A 15,602-nucleotide genomic window follows, 5' to 3' on the forward strand; every position below is an offset into this window, starting at 1 on the left:
GTTTCAGGTGCCCGTGGGTACAACGTCGGTACAACCGAGCGCGGAGTCGACGAGCGTCCGCGTCTGGTCCACCGCGTCCGGCCAGTAGCCGACGTAGGTGTTGAGCGTCACCGTGGGCGTGGTGTGGCCCATCGCGAGCTGAACGGTCTTGACGTTGGCTCCGCCGAAGATCAGCACCGTGGCGAAGTAGTGCCGCAGGTCGCGCAAGCCGAAGCCCTCCGGCAGGCCAGCGGCCTTCACGGCCGGGCGCCAGATGTACGACCAGTCGGCCCGGTGGATCGGGCGGCCGTCGCCCCGGGTGAACACGAGGTTGGCGGGCCGCCGGATCGGCCGGCGGGGGTCGGTCTCGTCGTCGATCTCCTCCGGGACTGACCGGAACGTCTCCAGGTGGGCGCGCAGGGAGCCAGCGACCAGCGTCGGCAGCTCGTTGGCCCGGCGACTGGTCTTGGTCTTCGGCGGCGCGAGGTACGGTGTCCGGCCGGACACCACGGTGAGCTGGTGCCGGACCTCCACCTCCATCGCGTCGAAGTCGATCGCGTCCCGCTCCAGGCCGAAGATCTCGCCGCCTCGCCAGCCACAGCCAGCCGCCAGGTAGACGATCGGCCGGTAGCGCTCCGGCAGCGCGTCGTGAAGCGCATGGACCTCTTCGGGCCGCGCGATGTAGTACTGGGCGTCCTCGATCTCCGGCAGCCGAATGCCAACGCAGGGCGAGGTCCCGATGCGCTTGTCGGCGACGGCCGCGTTGAACAGCGGGACGAGCGTTCCAAAGTAGACGACCGCGAGCGTGCTCGGAGCCAGCTTCGCGGCTCGATCCTTTACCCAGCCCCGAATGTGGGAGCTTCGGATCTGGGCGATCGGGAGGTCACCGAGCACCGGGACCAGGTGCCGGCGGATGACGCGCTCCGTGCGTTCGGCCGTACTTGGGCGGTGTAGCAGCGTCTGCCGCCACTGGTCCGCGTAGTACTTGAACGTCAGCCGTCCGGCGCGGGGGTCGACGTACTGGCCGCGCGAGATGTCGGCGTGCATGTTCGCGTCGTGCCGGTCGGCGTCGGCGCGGCGCTCGAATAGCTCAGTACGGTCCTGACCGGTGTCCGGATCGACCCAGCGGACACGCCAGCGCTTACCGCGTCCGTGGCGCTTCGAGCGCAGCCTTTCGCCGGTCTCCGCGTCGCGTTTGCGCAGGTACCAAAGGTCGTCAACGGCCATGTGGTCCCCCGCCGTCGTCGTCCTGGCCGTCGAGCTTGCGCCGGGCGAGGTGCAGTTCGGCGAACACGGCGGCGAGCCGTCGTTCGGCGTCGTTGTGGTAGCCGATGCCGGTCATGGCCCAGTCGTTGACGACGGTCAGGACCTCGGTGTCGGCGATGCCCAGGGCCTCGCGCTGCTCATCGAGGCGGTACTCCGCCCGCGTCCGGCGGATCTGCCCGAACGTCGTGGAGTAGCGGCGGGACTTGGTCAGGAAGTGGCCCCGGAACCCGAGCATGTGCGCCCACTTCCGGAGGTTCAGCTCCCGGTACTCGGGCAGGCCGCCGAGCCGCCAGGCGGTGCGCATGAGCTGCTTGTGGTGCTCGGTGATCGGAAGCTGTTCGATGTGCTCCGCCGAGCGGATGCGGTAGTCGGAGCCCTCGGTCAGGCGGGTGCCCTTGGTGGCGTACTTGGCGACGTAGCCCGCGACGCGCCGGTCGTGCCAGCCGCCGTCCGAGTCCTCCGAGGTGCCTTCCGACGCGGCGATGGGCTCCACGTCGACCTGGTCACCCCACGTCAGCTCGACCACACCGACCGCCGAAGAGTCGGGGGTGCGCACGACGACGGAGGCCGCCGCGTCCTCAATCACGGCGGTCAGAAGGTCGTCGGTCACTTCGGCCGGCGGGGGCGGTCCGTCCGGTCCCTCGGGGCCATCGACGCGCACGACGGCGTGGAAATGGATCAGGCCGCGCCGCTGGTACTCCGCGACCTTGGCGTAGGACAGGCGCATGAACTCGCGCAGCTCAGCTGGACGCAGTCCGAGAGCGCGAGCGAGCTTGCGACCCACGGCGATGGTGAAGCGGCGCCACAGCTCCCCCGCGTGCGCCTGCCACAGCACCGACCCGACGTAGTCGTAGGTCTCGGGGTCCAGGGGCGTGCCGAGAACGTCGTCGTACTGGGAGTGCAGCTCGCCACAGGAGCAGCGGCGCACGTGTCCATTGCGGAACGGTCGCGAGTGGACTTTCCCGAACGACGGCGCGGTCAGCGTCGCCAGCACCCGCAGGTGACCGGTGACGGTCTCGGGGACGCCCTTGCCCCCGGCCATGCCCGCGCGGATGAGGTGGAACGTGTCGTGCGCGTAGTGAGCGGAGCAAGACTCGCACACCGACGCGCGCCGGTTCTTGCAGGGGACGAACACGCTGCCGGACAGCTCGGCGACGACCTTGCCGGAGGAGTCGACCACAGTGGAGCCCCCGGCCATCCGAACCGGCTTCGCGCAGCCCCGAGCGGCCTTGACCTTCCCAGCCCAGGTGTCGAAGTTCGCGCGGGCGAGGATGTGCGCCAGGGCCGGGTCCAGCGTGCCGGACTCCGAGAACGCGGCCACCATCTCGCCGAAGCCAGCCGGAGCAGCCACCATCAGGCAGCCACCCCCGCCCGAGCGGCACCCGGCCAACCGGTCCGGGTCGAGCGGCGGTCACCCCACACAACGGGACGGAAGGCCGAGTGGGTGCCGTCCAGGCAGGGCACTTCAAGGACTTCCCCGCGCTCCACGAGGTCGTTCCAGCGCTCCGGCGACACGCCCATGTTCAGGACCAGGTCCTGGACCAGCTCGGGGAGGTCGGTGAACCGCAGATCGCAGAACCGGTGACCTGTCTCGGAGTCCATGTCGGACAGCCGGAAGCGCTCACCCGGCAGGCGGCGAACCTGGGCGCAGTGGCGTTCCTGCTGCGCCACGACCATGTCGGAGTAGGAGCCGAACCGGCCCTCTCCCCGGCAGGTGCGGCAGGCGATGCCGGACCCGGGCGTGACCGTGCCCATGCCCGAGCACGACCAGCACGGCGTCCACGCGATCACGGGAGCCTGAATGTGCGGCTGCCCGCAGCGGGAGCAGTCGAAGGTGAGCATGTCACCGAGCTGCATGGTCACGCCCAACCTCCCACGCACCCGCACAGCACGGCACCGCCGACGCGGCCGGTCATCGAGCCGTCCTCATCGCACATCGCGCCCGTACCCCAGCAGTCCGGGCACACACCGGCAGGAGCCTGGCGACCGACCCGGTTCGCGACAGCGCGGAGGAACGGCGCCAGCGTGTAGTACTGGAACGGGCCGACCACGGTGTAGGTCTCACCCGCGTCCACGAGCGCTTCCCACTTCGCCTCGGTCAGCCCGATGACGTCGGTGATCACGTCCTCGATGTACGGCGGCAGGTCACCAAACTTGTTGCGGCCGAACGGTTCCAGCGTCAGCGGGTTCTCGTCGGAGAACCGGAACCGCTCCGGGATCACCGTCACGTACCGCTCGTCATCCAGCAGTGCAAGAGCGCCCATGTTCGCCTCCGTCGTCGCGCCGAACCCGGTCAACCTCCCTAGGGAGGTATCCTCAGATTGCACCTCCCTAGGGAGGTTGTCAAGCAAGGTGTGGAGGTCTCACTAGGGAGGCCGTACGCTGGACGCTGACGCAGCGAAGGAGACCCCGTGTCGGAACGGCTACCGCTCAGCAGACGGATCGCGGCCGACCTGCGCGCGGCGATCATGCAGGGCGAACTCGCCCCGGGTGCCGTGCTCCCGTCCGAGCGGCAGCTCATCGCCCAGTACGGCACGACGAAGGCGACCGCCGGCAAGGCGATTGCCTTCCTGGTCTCCGAGGGCCTGGTGACGACTGAGTTCGGACGCGGCACCTTCGTCCGACGCCGTCCACCTCTCCGTCGCGTCTCGGCAGCACGACGCCACGCGGCCCACCGGGACACCGGAAAGCCCGTCTTCGACGTCGGAGCGATCGAGCAGGGCCGGGTTCCGTCGCGCCGGATTCTCTTCGTCGGGCGCGCTCCCCTGCCCGCGAACGCAGCTCATTGGCTACGCGCCTCACCCGGCGACGAGGCAGTCGTGCGCCGTCGCTTGCAGTTCCTCGACGAAGAGCCGGTCGTGGTCTCCGCGAGCTACTACCCGCTGTGGCTTGCGGCGGACACTCGCCTTGAGTCTCCCGAAGCGCTGCCGGAGGGGCCCGACGAGCTGATCGAGGCGCTCGGGCACGCGTTCTTCCGAGGGGTCGAGGTGTTCAGCGCCCTCATGCCGACCCCAGAGGAGACGGAGTTGCTCAACCTCCACGCCGGCGTGCCAGTGATGCACATGTGGGACGTCGACTACGACAAGGACGGCAGACCGTTGCAGGCCGCTCACGACGTCTACGCGGGCGACAAGCACGAGTTCATCTACGAGTGGAACGAAGGCGACATTCAGCCATGACGAGCGAGTGGCCGGGCAACTGGGCTGATCGGATCAGCGGCCAAGCCTGTGAGATGTGCGAGTCGAAGCGCTTGGACGAGGACGCCTACGGCATCCGGATCTTCGAGACGGCCGATGTGGACGCCGTGCTCCAGCGAGCCGACATCCAGCGCGGCTACACGCTCGTGATCTGGCGGGGGCGTCACGTCGTCGAGCCGTTCGAGCTGAGCGAGTCGGAGGCGCAGGGGTACTGGAAGGCGACGTTGACGGTGGCGAAGGCGCTAGCCACGTTCTACCGGCCGCTGAAGATGAACTACGAGACGCTGGGGAACACCGTCCCGCATCTCCACACGCACCTAGTGCCGCGTTTCGTCGAGGACCCTGCTCCGGGGAGGCCGTTCCCGCTGCTGCCTCAGAGTGGCGACGAGTCCCAGATCGACCCCTCGCAACTTGCTAGCGACGCCGCAGCGCTTCGGGCTGTCCTCGGTCGAGCCGCTGCCCGTGAGGCGGAGGCTTGGTGAGAACTTTCTCTACAGGATCAAGGCGGCCCCTCCGGGGCCGCTCGGCCCCAGCTCTATGCCCCGGCCAAGCCCTCGCGGGGGCGTGCGGCCTGGCGGCCGGTCCCCCGCGAGTCGGCCGGGGCGAGCGGGCCGATGGACGAGGTAAGCCGCGGATCCGAGAAGAGATGTCCTCGCCGGACGGCAGGCTCCGGGATGGCCAAGCTCGTCAGCGGACAGGGCTTGTGGGGCCGTCACCAAGCGGTCATCCCGCCGCCTGACTCGATGGCTATCGCGGTGAACCGGGGCCGCAAGCTTGACAAATTCGCCGGCGGCGTCGCGGTGGGTTGCGGCCCCGGTTCACCGCGATAAAGACGCCATCAGGCGACGGGATGACCGCTAGCCCTCGCCATTGAAATCACTCAGCTTCGCACCATATTCAAGTCGGTCATACTTACACGCAAGCTTGTAGGCACTCGTGTCTATCAGTCCAGGCTTATTAACGAATAAATCCAAAAGGAACAACCTGAGAGCTTCAACATCCTCGACGGAATCGAATGTGCAACCCAAGCCGAAAGATAGAATCTCGGGCGCACTTCTCTTTGCATACTCCACAAAGGGAACACCCTTAGAGTCGGAGTTCGGGAAATACGGGGGAATGTCAGCCATTTCCATAAGTTGCTGCGCACGCTGAGGCAAGTCAGAGGTATCCCTCAACTCGCCACCATGAGAAACCGCATAAAGGTAAAGCGGGTAGAATATCGGCGCCCACTTGATAGGCGACTTAAAGGCCACGGGTAGCACATGCTCAATCAGCTTCTCTGCGGGATGGTTCTCTTCCCGCTTGAGCATCGCAATCGTAAAATCTCTGCGCGAGAAGCCGACGTAGCCCTTTTCGGAAAGCGCAGCCCGAGTGCCGACACCTACAACGACATCTACGTCGTCCAGCCGCGTCTGGTCGTCAATGTCGAGGACATGAATCCGGCCAGCCGGAGGCTCCGTGAACGCAAGCTCGTACACCTCTTGTTTGAGCTGTCGCAACATCTTCAGTGGGAATCGTCGCGGCAATTCAGCCATCACCGTAAAAAAGGGAGTAAAGTCGTCTGCGACACATTCGATCACGTTGATGTTGTGTCCGCGCAGCAGCATGGGCGCCATGCGATACCCAGGGGGAGTAGCCGAACTCGGTCGACGAATGAATATAAGACGCTCATTCAGACGCTCGATGTTTGCCACCGAGATGCAATCCAGCAGCTTACCCAGCAACTCTTGGATATGACTATCAGTTAAGCTGTACCCCAGGAAGACGATCGGGTTCTCAACAAAGAAGGTAAGAACCTTGGCCAGAAGATAGGGATTTCGAGCCTCGTACTCTACGTAGTCTTCATGGGTTAGAACTAAAGAGCTAGGCTCTTCCATGCTCCCATGGATCTTATAAATCTCGCCGATCCCCTGAGTTTCAGCAAAAAGAACCGACTCTTGCCCTACAAAAGTATGATAACTCGGGAAGCTCTTTTCCAAAAGATGATCCCAGTTCGTTGTCAAAACTGCATGGGCATTAACCCTTGCCAGCGACTCCATCTCAGCCAGCAACTCCGAGGGCAAGCTCGGAGAATCGAAGCCCTCGATGTAGCGAGATATTTCAATCTTCAAAGGGTCGCTAAAATGCTGAACTAGATGCTCATTTTGGGCACGAGAATCCGCGTAGACATCGTCCGTCCACCACAACTCATAGAGATCACGAGCGATCTCGGTGGCCACACCGGGAAGCCCAGTCTGACTCTTCCCCTCATAGTAGGTGATCGGCTTGCCCATCGTCGCCGAGAAGTGACTTAGTAACCCGCGCCAGTCAGGCAAGCCCAAGTATCGACGAGATATTCCGGAGCCAACAAACAGGACCGGCAGAGTGCGCGAACTCTTGATGTGCGCAGCGAACTGCTCGACAGCTCGGACTTCCTCGTCCATTCGATCCTCCGCCAACGTTGCTCACAGAAAGATCGCCTGGGCAAGCGGCGCTGTTACACGTCCAATAACGACATCGGCGCACGCTTGGAAGCGCACGGCACGGTCGACAACAACCTGGGTACAAATCCGGTACAGATGACACCAACCAGCGACGACAGACGACGACCGCCAACAGGCACAAACCCGCAGCTCAGAGCCCCGCACCACGGCATCACTCAAGGCAGGACGCAGTTCACGAACTACCGCTGACGTCACCGCGGGCACCCGGCTGACCGGGTGCCCGCTCAGGACGGCGTCAACGTCCAGCTCGCCTCATACCCATCCACCTTCAAAAACCCCGGCCCCCGAACATCCCGCTCCACCTGCACATCCCCGATCTGGTTCAGCAGCAGATCCCGGAACTCCCCCGCGTGGATCCACAGCGCGATGTTCCCCCGCGTCTTCGCCGCGAACCGCACCCGAGTCACCCCCGCCGGCAGCCGGAGTACCGCCTCGCCCTTGCCCTTCGACTCCTGGCCCGGCGCCGTCGTCGGCAGGCTCCGGAAGTCCGAAATCGTCGCCGTCCACGGCGCGTTCGCGTGCACCGTCACCCGCTTTGTCGGGCGGTCCTCGTACGTGTTCAGCCACGTCGTGCCCTTGTACGCGCCGATCGCGTTGACCAGGCCGTGCTCGCCGCCGTCCGAGTCGATGATCACGTTCGAGGTGCACTTCGGGCAGTCGAACGTGAAGAACCCCATCTGGTCGGCCGGCCAGCTGGTCTCGAACTCGCCGCTGCCCTTGCCCGTGTGCGTCTCCGTCGGCACCTCGCGCGGCGCCGGGGGCGCGGTCGTGATCGGCGTCGGGACCGAAACGCCGGACGCGGACTCGATCGTCCCGTAGCCGACGCTGGGGGCGCACCCCGCCGCCAAGGCCAGCACGAGGACGCCGAACAACCGTAGTTTCATCGTTCCCCCTCCGGTGATCTTTCGACCTACCGCGCCTCCGCGTTACCGTCACGCGCCGCAACCGGTCACCCGATGGCGCACAGCAAACCCCTCGAACGCGCGAATGGGCCGTGTGACTGTCCACGGCGGACCCGATCAGCGTGTTGTAATCGCGCGGTCACCGCATGGAGAGGGTCAGGATGCGCCGTTTTCTCGTCTTCGTGCTCCCGCTGACGCTCATCGCGACGCTGCTCACCCCCGCGAGCGCGGCCGAACGCAAACAGCTCGTCCCCGGCTACGGCTCGTACGCGCGGCTCATCCGGCTCGAGCACTCGATCATCGGCCGCGGGCGCATCGTCGCCACGCTGACCAGCGAAGACGCCGGCGGCAAGTTCACGCCGGTGATGGAGAGCACCGACGAGGGCGAGACGTTCCACAAGATCGGCGAGATCCACGACCCCGACGGCCGGTACGGCATGTGCTGCGGCACCGTCTACGAGCTGCCGCAGCGGGTCGGCCGGCTCCGCGCGGGCACGCTGCTGTGGGCCGCGTCCTACCGGCAGGACGCCGGGCCGCAGCGCCGCGTCGGGATCCGGATCTGGGCCAGCAAGGACGGCGGCCGCGCGTGGAGCTTCCTGTCCGAGGCCGCGCGGTCGCACAACATCGACGGCATCTGGGAGCCCGAGTTCACCGTCGACGCCGGCGGCACGCTCTGGCTCCACTACGCCGACGAGACGCAGGCGCCGAAGTACGCGCAGGTGCTCAACCGGGTCGCCTCGACCGACGGCGTGACCTGGGGCACCAAGCAGCTCACCATGGCGATCCCGCCCGACCGCGTCCGGCCCGGCATGCCGATCATCCGGCGGCTGCCCGACGGCCGGTACTACTTCGCCTACGAGATCTGCAACTACCGCGACCGCTACTGCGACCCGTACTTCAAGATCTCGGCCGACGGCGCCAACTGGGGCGACCCCGCCGACCCCGGCACCCGGGTGAACACCGCCAACGGCAACTACTTCCAGCACGCGCAGACGATCACGCTCTTCCCCGGCGGCCCGAACGGCGTGCGGATCGTCATGGTCGGGCAGATCTACACCAGCGCCAAGGGCAAGCCGCAGCCGAACAACGGCCAGGTCCTGCTGGCGAACGACGACTTCGGGGCCGGTCACTGGTACGAACTGCCCGCTCCCGTGCACATCACCGGCATCTACAACAACTTCTGCCCCAATTACTCCTCGACGCTCCTGCCGGTCGACGACGGCAGGAACGTGCTGGAAATCGCCACCGAGTACAACTCGGGCTGCAAGGCCTACTTCGGCAAAGGACCGGCCTTCTAGCGCTTCTCGATCGGCCGCGCCGGCCCAGCCCGTAGGGTGGGGACGCAGTCGTGGCCGAAGAGAGGGAGGCAGTTCATGAAGGGCATCGTGCTGGCCGGAGGCAGCGGGACCCGCCTGCACCCGATCACCCAGGCGGTGTCGAAGCAGCTGCTGCCGGTCTACGACAAGCCGATGGTCTACTACCCGATCTCGGTGCTGATGCTGGCCGGGATCCGCGAGATCCTCATCATCTCCACCCCCACCGACCTGCCGATGTTCCGGCGGCTGCTGGGCAGTGGCGACCAGTTCGGCGTCTCGTTCTCCTACGCCGAGCAGCCCAGCCCCAACGGGCTCGCCGAGGCGTTCGTGATCGGCGCGGACTTCATCGGCGACGACGACGTGGCGCTGGTGCTCGGCGACAACATCTTCTACGGCCAGGGCTTCTCCAGCCGCCTCCAGCAGGCCGTGCGCGAGCTCGACGGCTGCGTCCTGTTCGGCTACCCGGTGAAGGACCCCGAGCGCTACGGCGTCGGCGAGGTCGGCCCCGACGGCAAGCTGCGCACGATCGAAGAAAAGCCCGAGAAGCCGCGTTCGAACAAGGCGATCACCGGGCTGTACTTCTACGACAACGACGTCGTCGGCATCGCGCGCTCGCTGAAGCCGTCGCGGCGCGGCGAGCTGGAGATCACCGACGTCAACCTGACCTACCTGCGGCAGGACCGGGCCACACTGGTCGAGCTCAGCCGCGGGTTCGCATGGCTCGACACCGGCACGCACGACTCGCTGCTCGAAGCCGGCCAGTTCGTGCAGGTGCTGGAGCACCGCACCGGCGTGCGCATCGCCTGCCTGGAGGAGATCGCGCTGCGGATGGGCTTCATCGACGCCGACGAGTGCTACGCGCTGGGCGCGAAGCTGGCGAAGTCCGGCTACGGCGACTACGTCAAGGCGGTCGCCGTCGCGGCGGGGGCGTCGGCCTAGAAGCCGCCCGGCGCGCGGCGGGCCATTTCCTCGAGCCGCCGGATCCGGTCGGCGATCGGCGGGTGCGTCGAGAAGAGCTTGCTCAGGCCCTCGCCGGGCCGGAACGGGTTCGCGATCATCAGGTGCGACTGCGACACCAGCTGCGGCTCGGCGACCAGCGGGCGCGCCCGCGTGCCCGCGTCGAGCTTCCGCAACGCCGACGCCAGACCCAGCGGGTCGCCGGTGAGCTCCGCGCCGGACGCGTCGGCCTGGTACTCCCGCGACCGGCTCACGCCCATCCGGATCACCGCGGCCGCGATCGGCCCGACGAAGATCAGCATCAGGCTGACCAGGGGGCTGCCGTCGCGGTTGTTGCCGCCGAAGAACAGCGCGATGTTCGCGAGCACGCTGATCACGCTGGCCAGCGCACCGGCGACGCACGAGATCAGGATGTCGCGGTTGTAGACGTGGGACAGCTCGTGCCCGAGCACGGCCCGCAGCTCGCGCTCGTCGAGCAGGTCGAGGATGCCGGTGGTGCAGCAGACGGCGGCGTGCCGCGGGCTGCGGCCGGTCGCGAACGCGTTCGGCGCGACCGTCGGGCTCAGGTAGAGCTGCGGCATCGGCTGGCGGGCGACCTGCGCCAGCTCGCGCACGATCCGGTACATCGCGGGCTGCTCCACCTCGGAGACCGGCCGGGCCCGCATCGCGCGCAGCGCCAGTTTGTCCGAATTGAAGTAGGCGTACGCGTTCATCCCGAGCGCGATGAACAGGCCGATGACCAGGGCGCCGCGCCCGAAGAGCCCGCTGATCGCGACGATGATCGCCGACAGCAGGCCGAGCAGCAACGCCGTCTTGAGTCCGTTCTGGTGCCCGTGCACGCGCGCTCGCCTCCGTCCGCTCTGGAAGTGGGTTACCCATCGGAAACAACGCGATCGGGCGACGCGAAGTTCCTTCACGTGAGGATCGCGCGGGTTACGCTCGGGAAGCGAGTTGATCACGAGCGGAGGCGCCGATGCGAGGTCGCCCGATAGGCCGGAGGACCCTGTTCGCCCTGGTCACGGCCGGTGCCGGGGCCCTGGTCCTGCCTGGGGTGGCGCGCGCGGAGGAGGTCCGCTCGATCGACGTCGGCGGCACGCCGTCCGGCCTGGCGGTGAATCCGGTCACCGGGCTCGCCTACGTCGCCGATCCCGAGTCTGGCGCGGTGTCCGTGGTCGACCCGAGGAGCGCCTCGGTGGTCGCGCTGGTCCACGTCGGCGGCGAGCCGGGCGACGTCGCCGTCGACCCGAAGGCCGGCCGGATCTACGTCGCGAACCCGCCGTCGGGCACCGTGGTGGTGCTCGACGGCCGCACGCACGACCTGGTGAGCGTGATCGGCGCCGGCACGGGCGCGTCCGCGCTGGCGGTGGACGAGCAGGCCAACCGCGTCTACGCGGCGAGCGCCGCCACCGGCTCGCTCGCGGTGCTCGACGGCGTCAGCTGCACGCTGGCGACCCTCGTGCCGGGGCCGAAGCCGAGCCTCGCCGGGATCGCCGTCGACCCCGGCCGCAAGCTGGCCTACTGCGCCAGCACGGCGACGGATTCGGTCGAGGTGTTCTCGATCGACAGCGGCAAGTTCGTGGCCAGCGTGAAGGTCGGGGCGCGGCCGACGGCGGTCGCGGTGCACGCGGCGAGCGGCACGGTGTACGTCGCCAACTCCGGCATCCACCACATGTCCATTGTGGACGCGGCCACCCACACCGAGCGCAAGACCGTGTTGCTGCGCAGCGAATCCTCCGCGCTCGCCGTGCACCAGGGCACGAACACGGTGTACACCAACGGCGGCCAGAACGGCCTCAGCCGGGTCGACGGCGCGACCGGCACGCTGACCGGCGAGCTCTCGCTGGGCGTGAACCCCGGCGACGTCGCGGTCGACCAGCGCACGCGCGCGGTGTGGGTCACCGATCCCCTGAACGGGCGGGTTTCGGTCGTCGGCGATTTCTGAACCCCGCGGCTGGGGCAACTCCAGGTATACGGTCGGAAAGCATGAAACTCGGACTGCAGATCCCCGACTTCACCTGGCCGAACGGGGCGTCCGCGCGGGGCGCCGACCTGGCCGCCGTCGTCCGCACCGCCGACAGCGCGGGCTTCGACTCCATCGCCGTGATGGACCACTTCTTCCAGATCGGCGGGGTCGGCCCCGTCGAGAACGACATGCTCGAGGCGTACACGACCCTCGGCTTCATCGCGGCGCACACTTCGCGGGCGAAGCTCCTGACGGTCGTCACGGGTGTCCTCTACCGCCACCCTGGCCTGCTGGCCAAGGCGATCACGACCCTGGACGTCCTGTCGGGCGGCCGCGCGATCCTCGGCATCGGCGCGGGCTGGAACGAGGACGAATCCCGCGGCCTCGGCTTCCCGTTCCCGCCGGTCGCGGAGCGCTTCGAGCTGCTGGAGGAGAACCTCCAGTACGTGCTGCAGATGTGGGCGGACGGCGACGAGCCGTTCAAGAGCAAGCACTTCGACGCGACGAGGCTGCTGAACGTGCCGCAGGCGCTGTCGGACCCGCGCCCGCCGATCATGATCGGTGGCGGGGGCGAAAAGAAGACGCTGCGGCTGGTGGCCAAGTACGCCGACCAGTGCAATCTGTTCAACGGCCCGGAGCTGGAGCACAAGCTCGACGTCCTCAAGCAGCACTGCGAGAACGAGGGCCGCGACTACGACTCGATCACCAAGACCGTTTACCACATCCTCGACATCGGCGAGGACGGTTCGAAGTCCGGCGAGCTGCTGGCGGAGCTGGAGCGCCTGCACGGGCTGGGCATCGACGTGGCGCTGGGAATGGTCCCGCACGTCCACAACCCGGCGGTGCTGGAGAAGTTCGGCACCGACGTGATCCCGGCCGCGGAAAAGATCTGAGCCGAGGGGTTCGCTGAGGCCTCCGCGTTGCGGCGCGGGGACCTCGGCGCGTTCTGCTTCAGAACCGGATCAGTTCGGCGAGCGCGTCCTGCGCCTGTCCGCGGTCGAAGTATTCGTCGACGTCACCGAAAAGCCGCTGGAGGACGTCGTAGGCGGCTTGGTCCCGAATCGTTTCATCCGCTTTGGCGAGGGCCAGATAACGCGACTCGAACTCGGGAGCGCCGATGGCACCGGAAACGAAGAGGTCGATCACCTCGACGTACCGCCGCAGATCGGCCCGGACCTTCGCCGGATCCACGTGCTGCGTCATTCAGAGCGACCCCCGTTCCGGAAGCGGACCATGAACGGGTGGCTGCCGAACGGCATGTCGTCGTCATCGTCGTAGCCGTGCCCGGCGAACAGCTCCACGACGGTGTCGCCGCGAACACCCGCGTAGGCCACGTCGTCGTACCCGGTGACGAGCGTCAGCGGCACAGCGGTCGCAGCCGACACCTCGGCGACGACAGCGTCCGCGGTCTGGGCAGCCAACGGGCGCAGGAAGATTTGGAGGAACGGTGGACCCTCTTGAATTCGCGGGCATGCCGTCGACAGTTCCCGAGGAACTGCGGAAGCACCGCGTCCCAATGGTTTAGACCAGCCTGATCGATCCCGCAGCGACCTGACCTGCCGCGCCGGCGGTTGCGTCAGCACTGCGAACAGTTCCGGCCGGGCCCGGATTGGCCCACAACGCGGTGCCACTCACCGAGCGTGTCTCCCGCAGCGTGCCCACTCCACCCTCCCCGGTGACTGACCGCTCCCGCAATGTCACGCTAACGATCAGGGCACGAGTAATCGAGCGGTAAAGCCTCAGCCGTCCTTCGCGAAGACCCGGGTCAGCGCGGCGACGCCGATGCCCGCCACCGCCAGCGCGATCCCCGTGACCACCCACCCCACCAGTACGAGGACCACGCCCGTACCCGCGAACAGGGCGAACTCCACCAGGAAGCGGGCTGGTTCCGGGAGCCGGCGGCGGGCGCGCGGGGCGATGAACAGGCCCCACAGCGCGGCGGCGACCAGTGGAAGCAGGACCGCGTCGACGATCGCCAGCGCCACCCCGGTGCCGAGCTGGGTGCCGGCCAGGACGAGGCCGCCCAGCAGGGCGAGCTCGGTGAGGAAGCGGATCGTGAGCACCACGCCCGCGACCCCGTTCAGGCGGGGTGTCGGCTCCGAAGTCATCGGGCCAGCCTATGACCGGTCCACATTGGACGTTACGGGTACGAGTCGGCACGATGCGTGATGTTCACCACTATTAGGCCATTCAGGTTGCGGTTCCGAATCGGTCCACGAGCGGCTCCCGCGTCGCTGTAACGGCGATCCACCCCTGCTCGACGTGTTAAGCGCACATCGCGACCGCGAGCCAAGGAGCCTGGTAGATGACCACATGTCGACTCTGCGGTTCGACAAACACGGCCAGCGTCGTCGACCTCGGCGCGACTCCCCCGTGTGAGCGATTCCTGACCGCCGAACAGCTCGACGAGGCGGAAGCCACCTTCCCGCTCCACCTGAAGGTGTGCACCGACTGCTGGCTCGCCCAGATCCCCCCGCTGATCGACCCGGACGAAACTTTCACCGAGTACGCCTACTTCTCCTCCTTCTCGACGTCGTGGGTCGAGCACGCGAAGCGGTTCGTCGACGGCGCGGTCGAGCGGCTCGGGCTCGGCGAGAAGTCCTTCGTCGTCGAGGTCGCGAGCAACGACGGCTACCTGCTCAAGCACGTCGTCGGGCACGGCATCCGGTGTCTGGGCGTGGAACCCTCGGTGAACGTCGGGCAGGCCGCGCGCGACGCCGGCGTGCCCACCCTGACCGCGTTCCTCTCCGAAGAGACCGGCCTCCGGGTGCGCGAGGAGCACGGCCCGGCCGACCTCGTCGCCGCGAACAACGTCTACGCGCACATCCCCGACGTCCGCGGCTTCACCAAGGGCCTCCGCGCCCTGGTCGCCGACGACGGGTGGGTCTCCATCGAGGTCCAGCACCTGCTCACGCTGATCGAAAAGAACCAGTACGACACGATCTACCACGAGCACTTCCAGTACTACACGGTCGAATCCGCGCGCCGGGCCCTCGCGACCGGCGGGCTGACCGTGGTCGACGTCGAACTCGTGCCGACGCACGGCGGGTCGATCCGGCTCTGGGCGCGCCCGGCCGAGGTGGCGGGCGAGCCCAGCGAGCGGATGACCGACGTGCTGGAGCGCGAGAAGGCGGCCGGGCTGCACGAGCTGTCCGGATACACCGAGTTCGCCGAGCGCGTCACCCGCGTGCGGCTGGACCTGCTGAAGTTCCTCATCGAGGCGCGCAACGACGGGAAGACCGTCGTCGGCTACGGCGCCCCGGGCAAGGGCAACACCCTGCTCAACCACTGCGGCATCCGGACGGACCTGCTGCAGTACACGGTCGATCGCAACCCGTACAAGCACGGCCGGTTCACGCCGGGCACGCGGATCCCGGTGCTGCCCCCGGAGCGCATCGAAGCCGACCGGCCCGACTACGTGCTCGTCCTCCCCTGGAACCTCCGGGAGGAACTGACCGGGCAACTCTCCTACATCGGGGAATGGGGCGGAAAGCTCGTGTTCCCGATCCCCCACCTGGAAATCGTCGAGGTGCAGTGAC

The 15,602-nt window shown here is 67.4% G+C and carries 17 protein-coding genes; 7 read left to right on the forward strand and 10 right to left on the reverse strand.

Annotated elements, in window-relative coordinates; all coding sequences use genetic code 11:
- Positions 1-3 precede the first annotated feature (3 nt).
- The 4 genes from H4696_RS30595 to H4696_RS30610 are packed head-to-tail and all read right to left on the reverse strand — an operon-like array spanning position 4 to position 3,509.
- Positions 4-1,206, reverse strand: a complete 1,203-nt coding sequence (locus H4696_RS30595) for a tyrosine-type recombinase/integrase (RefSeq protein WP_086860722.1) — start codon at positions 1,204-1,206, stop codon at positions 4-6.
- Positions 1,196-2,596, reverse strand: coding sequence for a replication initiator (locus H4696_RS30600; protein ID WP_249027007.1), 1,401 nt, complete (start codon positions 2,594-2,596; stop codon positions 1,196-1,198). The genes H4696_RS30595 and H4696_RS30600 overlap by 11 nt, the downstream gene beginning before the upstream one ends.
- Before the next feature lie 2 nt (positions 2,597-2,598).
- Positions 2,599-3,108: a hypothetical protein gene (locus H4696_RS30605; protein ID WP_143265108.1), complete on the reverse strand. Its 510-nt coding sequence runs from the start codon at positions 3,106-3,108 to the stop codon at positions 2,599-2,601.
- Positions 3,105-3,509 carry a hypothetical protein gene (locus H4696_RS30610; protein WP_086860783.1) on the reverse strand — a complete coding sequence of 135 codons (405 nt, stop codon included), beginning with the start codon at positions 3,507-3,509 and terminating at the stop codon, positions 3,105-3,107. The genes H4696_RS30605 and H4696_RS30610 overlap by 4 nt, the downstream gene beginning before the upstream one ends.
- 147 nt (positions 3,510-3,656) lie before the next feature.
- Between H4696_RS30610 and H4696_RS30615 the strand changes: the two genes are divergently transcribed.
- Together H4696_RS30615 and H4696_RS30620 are read left to right on the forward strand one after the other, a co-directional pair.
- Complete coding sequence (locus H4696_RS30615; protein ID WP_086860728.1) at positions 3,657-4,424, forward strand: GntR family transcriptional regulator; 768 nt, start codon at positions 3,657-3,659, stop codon at positions 4,422-4,424.
- Positions 4,421-4,924, forward strand: a complete 504-nt coding sequence (locus H4696_RS30620; protein WP_211299691.1) for an HIT family protein — start codon at positions 4,421-4,423, stop codon at positions 4,922-4,924. The genes H4696_RS30615 and H4696_RS30620 overlap by 4 nt, the downstream gene beginning before the upstream one ends.
- 375 nt (positions 4,925-5,299) lie before the next feature.
- Here the strand turns inward: H4696_RS30620 and H4696_RS30625 are convergent, their stop codons facing one another.
- Entirely contained in the window at positions 5,300-6,865 is a 1,566-nt protein-coding gene (locus H4696_RS30625) for an SIR2 family protein (protein ID WP_086860730.1), read from the reverse strand.
- A 284-nt stretch (positions 6,866-7,149) separates the two neighbouring features.
- Complete coding sequence (locus H4696_RS30630) at positions 7,150-7,809, reverse strand: hypothetical protein (protein ID WP_086860732.1); 660 nt, start codon at positions 7,807-7,809, stop codon at positions 7,150-7,152.
- A 179-nt stretch (positions 7,810-7,988) separates the two neighbouring features.
- Between H4696_RS30630 and H4696_RS30635 the strand changes: the two genes are divergently transcribed.
- A complete protein-coding gene (locus tag H4696_RS30635; protein WP_192782624.1) occupies positions 7,989-9,125 on the forward strand; it encodes a sialidase family protein in 1,137 nt (378 codons plus the stop codon).
- Between the two features lie 75 nt (positions 9,126-9,200).
- The gene (gene rfbA, locus H4696_RS30640) at positions 9,201-10,082 is read left to right on the forward strand and encodes a glucose-1-phosphate thymidylyltransferase RfbA (RefSeq protein ID WP_086860736.1); all 882 of its coding nucleotides are present in this window, start codon (positions 9,201-9,203) and stop codon (positions 10,080-10,082) included.
- Here the strand turns inward: rfbA and htpX are convergent.
- Positions 10,079-10,939, reverse strand: coding sequence for a zinc metalloprotease HtpX (gene htpX / locus H4696_RS30645; RefSeq protein ID WP_086860738.1), 861 nt, complete (start codon positions 10,937-10,939; stop codon positions 10,079-10,081). The genes rfbA and htpX overlap by 4 nt on opposite strands.
- Before the next feature lie 134 nt (positions 10,940-11,073).
- Between htpX and H4696_RS30650 the strand changes: the two genes are divergently transcribed.
- Positions 11,074-12,042 (forward strand): YncE family protein, encoded by a 969-nt coding sequence (locus tag H4696_RS30650; protein WP_086860741.1) that lies wholly within the window; start codon positions 11,074-11,076, stop codon positions 12,040-12,042.
- A gap of 41 nt (positions 12,043-12,083) precedes the next feature.
- A complete protein-coding gene (locus tag H4696_RS30655; protein WP_086860743.1) occupies positions 12,084-12,956 on the forward strand; it encodes an LLM class F420-dependent oxidoreductase in 873 nt (290 codons plus the stop codon).
- 58 nt (positions 12,957-13,014) lie between these two features.
- Here H4696_RS30655 and H4696_RS30660 read toward each other — a convergent pair whose 3' ends face one another.
- From H4696_RS30660 to H4696_RS30670, 3 genes are all read right to left on the reverse strand, one after another.
- On the reverse strand, positions 13,015-13,254 hold the full coding sequence (locus H4696_RS30660) for a colicin immunity domain-containing protein (RefSeq protein ID WP_158104319.1): 240 nt from the start codon (positions 13,252-13,254) through the stop codon (positions 13,015-13,017).
- A gap of 8 nt (positions 13,255-13,262) precedes the next feature.
- Positions 13,263-13,484, reverse strand: coding sequence for a hypothetical protein (locus tag H4696_RS30665; RefSeq protein ID WP_143265109.1), 222 nt, complete (start codon positions 13,482-13,484; stop codon positions 13,263-13,265).
- Positions 13,485-13,802: 318 nt separating this feature from the next.
- Positions 13,803-14,171 (reverse strand): YrdB family protein, encoded by a 369-nt coding sequence (locus tag H4696_RS30670; RefSeq protein ID WP_169734999.1) that lies wholly within the window; start codon positions 14,169-14,171, stop codon positions 13,803-13,805.
- A 197-nt stretch (positions 14,172-14,368) separates the two neighbouring features.
- Between H4696_RS30670 and H4696_RS30675 the strand changes: the two genes are divergently transcribed.
- Entirely contained in the window at positions 14,369-15,601 is a 1,233-nt protein-coding gene (locus H4696_RS30675; RefSeq protein WP_086860747.1) for a class I SAM-dependent methyltransferase, read from the forward strand.
- Position 15,602: the final 1 nt, after the last annotated feature.

It is taken from the genome of Amycolatopsis lexingtonensis (genome assembly GCF_014873755.1).
In the GTDB taxonomy this organism is placed as follows: Bacteria; Actinomycetota; Actinomycetes; order Mycobacteriales; family Pseudonocardiaceae; genus Amycolatopsis; species Amycolatopsis lexingtonensis.